Below are 3363 nucleotides of genomic sequence, written 5' to 3' on the forward strand. Positions count from 1 at the left end.
GCGCGCGCCGACATGTCCGACGGCGCTCGCCAATCGCCGCGGGGTGACAGCGACCCGCCCGCGGAAACCTTGGGGCCGTTCGGCAATGCCGACCGTTTGAACTGGCTGAACGAATAGAACCGCTGCACGAAGACCTGCAACCAGTGCCGGATCTCCTTGAGCGAGTAGGAGGGCCGCTCATCCGCGGGGAACCCCGGCGGCCATGTGCCGCGCTTCGGGTCGCTCCACGCGTGCCAGGCGAGGAACGCGATCTTCGACGGCGTGAACCCATAGCGCAGGACATGGAACAGCGAGAAGTCCTGCAGCGAATACGGTCCCACCTTCGCCTCGCTGCGCTGGATCTCCTCATCGTCGCCGGCGGGCACCAGTTCGGGCGTGATCTCGGTGTCCAGCACCGACTGCAACACCTCACCGACTTCCCGGTCGAACTGCCCGGCCGAGATGACCCAGCGAATGAGGTGCTGGATGAGGGTTTTCGGCACGCCCGAGTTGACGTTGTAGTGCGACATCTGGTCGCCGACACCGTAGGTCGACCAGCCGAGGGCCAGCTCCGACAAGTCGCCGGTGCCGAGCACGATCCCGCCGCGCTGGTTCGCGATCCGGAACAGGTAGTCGGTCCTCAGCCCGGCCTGAACATTCTCGAAGGTGACGTCGTAAACCTCTTCCCCCCGCGCGAACGGGTGCCCGATCTCCTGCAGCATCAGCGTCGCGGTCGGCCGAATGTCGATCTCCTCGAAAGTGACGCCCAGCGCGCGGGCCAGCCGGATCGCATTGCCTTTCGTGCGCTCGCCGGTCGCGAATCCGGGCAACGTGAACGCCAGAATGTCACTGCGCGGCCGATTCTCCCGGTCCATCGCGCGCGCCGCGACGATCAGCGCGTGAGTGGAATCAAGGCCACCGGACACGCCGATGACCAATTTGGGGTAGTTCAGCGCCCGCAGTCGTTGCTCGAGGCCCGCCACCTGAATGTTGTAGCCCTCGTAGCAATCCTGTTGCAGCCGCAACGGATCCGCAGGCACGAAGGGGAACCGCTCGACGTCACGGCGCAGCCCGATGTCCCCGGTGGGCGGATCGAGCCGAAACTCGATCCGCCGGAACGAGTCCGCGACCTCGCGGTGACGAATGCGGTTGTCGTCGAACGTACCCATGCGCAACCGCTCGGAGCGCAGCAGCCCGAGATCGACGTCGGCCACCGACCGCCGAGGGCCCTTCGGGAACCGCTCGCTCTCGGCGAGCAGCCGCCCGTTCTCCCAGATCATCGTCTGACCGTCCCAGGCCAGGTCCGTGGTCGATTCGCCCTCGCCGGCAGCGGCGTAGACGTAGGCGGCCAGGCACCGCGCCGACGCCGAACGCGAGAGCAGGCAACGGTCTTCGGCTCGACCGATGGTGATCGGGCTGCCGGACAGGTTCGCCAGCACCGTCGCGCCCGCCAGTGCCGCCCCGGCGCTCGGCGGTATCGGGACGAACATGTCCTCACAGATCTCGACATGCAGCACGAAGCCGGGCACATCCGACGCCGCGAACAGCAGATCCGGGCCGATCGGCACCTCCGTGCCACCGAGCCGGATCACGCCATGCGTCTCGTCGCCCGGCGCCAGCTGCCGACTTTCGTAGAACTCCCGGTAGGTCGGAAGATACGACTTCGGCACCACCCCCAGCACCGATCCGCGATGAATCACGACGGCGGTGTTGTAGACCCGGTGCCGGTAACGCAGCGGGGCCCCGACGACCAGCACCGGCAGCAGATCGACCGAGGACGCCACGACCTCGCCCAGCGCGTCCTGGACCGAGTCGAGCAGCGTGTCCTGCATCAGGATGTCTTCGATCGAGTACCCCGACAGCGTCAGCTCCGGAAAGATCGCCAACGCGACGTTGTCGCCGTGGCATTCGCGCGCCAGCGCCAGTACGGATTCGGCGTTGGCGGCGGGCTCTGCGAGCGCGGTGTGATGCGTGCAGGCGGCGACACGAACGAACCCCTGGCGGTACGCGGAGTAGAAGTCCATCGCCTCCATTGTCGCCTGTCGCCTACCCTCGAAGCGTGGATGCCCCCGAACTCGTCGCGCTGCTGGCCGGGCGCCGCATCGCGGCGCTGACCGGGGCGGGGATATCGACCGATTCGGGAATCCCCGATTACCGCGGACCGGACTCGCCGCCCAGCAACCCGATGACGATCCGCCAGTTCACGTCCGACCCGGTGTTCCGTCAGCGGTACTGGGCCCGCAACCACGTCGGCTGGCTGCACATGCACCGCACGCGGCCCAACGCCGGCCATCGGTCGCTGGCCGCACTCGAGTTCGAGGGCGTCGTCGACGGCGTGATCACCCAGAACGTCGACCTCCTGCACACCAAGGCGGGCAGCCGAACCGTGGTCAACCTGCACGGCAGCTACGCCGAGGTGGCCTGCCTGGACTGCGGGCACACGATGACGCGTGGTCAACTCGCGGGGCTGCTGGAGGCGGCGAACCCGGGGTTCGCGCAGCGGGTTCAAAGCGCCGGCGGACCGGTCGTCGCCCCCGACGCCGACGCGTCGGTCGCCGACACATCGTCGTTCCGGATCGTCGACTGCCCGGCCTGCGGCGGCATGCTGAAGCCGAACATCGTCTATTTCGGCGAAAACGTACCGAGGGAACGGGTCGACGCGGCCCACGCGCTTGTCGACGGCGCCGACGCGCTGCTGATAGCGGGCTCGTCGCTGACCGTGTTCTCCGGCTACCGGTTTGTGCGCCACGCCGCCGCGAAGCGGATGCCGATTGCGATCGTCAACCGCGGACCGACCCGCGGCGACGCCCTGGCCAACGTGAAAGTGGACGGCGGCTGTTCACCCATCCTGGCGCTTCTGGCCGACGAACTACCGTGCGGCCTGTCGGAAGGAGTCCGCTGTCACGCGAAGCGATGACGACGTGAAAGATGCTACGCCGTCAACTCTTTTCGTGTCCGCCCGTCGGCCCTAGCGGCACGTTTCGGTGGGTCGTGGCCCGGCGTCGCGTGCGGACGCGAAGTTGTTCGGTGAAGTAGTGGGTTTGACCGCGACCGTCGGTCTTCGCCTGGTACATCGCCAGATCGGCGTCCCGGAGAACCTCGTCGGCGCCGCGCCGGTCGTTGTCCTCGATGAGCACAACCCCGATGCTGGCGCCGATTCGCAGGCTCGCGCCGGCGATCACCACCGGCTCGCGCAACACGGCGTGGATCCGCGCGGCCAGCCCGTTGAGGTCGGTGTCGGCGATCGGACCACACAGCAGCGCGAGGAACTCGTCACCACCGAGCCGTGCGACGACATCCCCGGCGCGTACACCGTGGCGTAATCGCTGCGCCGCGATCCGGATCAAGTCGTCGCCCGCGTCGTGACCCATCGAGTCGTTGACG

Annotated in this window: 3 protein-coding genes; 1 reads left to right on the forward strand and 2 read right to left on the reverse strand. The window is 67.8% G+C overall.

The window, feature by feature from the left end:
- Positions 1–2003 (reverse strand): NAD(+) synthase (locus VKG81_RS13635; protein ID WP_324396730.1); only part of this gene is annotated, 2003 nt, incomplete at its 3' end.
- Positions 2004–2038: 35 nt separating this feature from the next.
- Between VKG81_RS13635 and VKG81_RS13640 the strand changes: the two genes are divergently transcribed.
- Positions 2039–2896, forward strand: coding sequence for an NAD-dependent protein deacetylase (locus VKG81_RS13640; protein ID WP_324396732.1), 858 nt, complete (start codon positions 2039–2041; stop codon positions 2894–2896).
- A 22-nt stretch (positions 2897–2918) separates the two neighbouring features.
- Here the strand turns inward: VKG81_RS13640 and VKG81_RS13645 are convergent.
- Positions 2919–3363, reverse strand: a 445-nt coding sequence (locus VKG81_RS13645) for a GGDEF domain-containing protein (protein WP_324396735.1), incomplete at its 5' end; no start/stop codon positions are given.

Origin of the sequence: Mycobacterium sp. (genome assembly GCF_035314905.1) — a bacterium.
Classification (GTDB): domain Bacteria; phylum Actinomycetota; class Actinomycetes; order Mycobacteriales; family Mycobacteriaceae; genus Mycobacterium.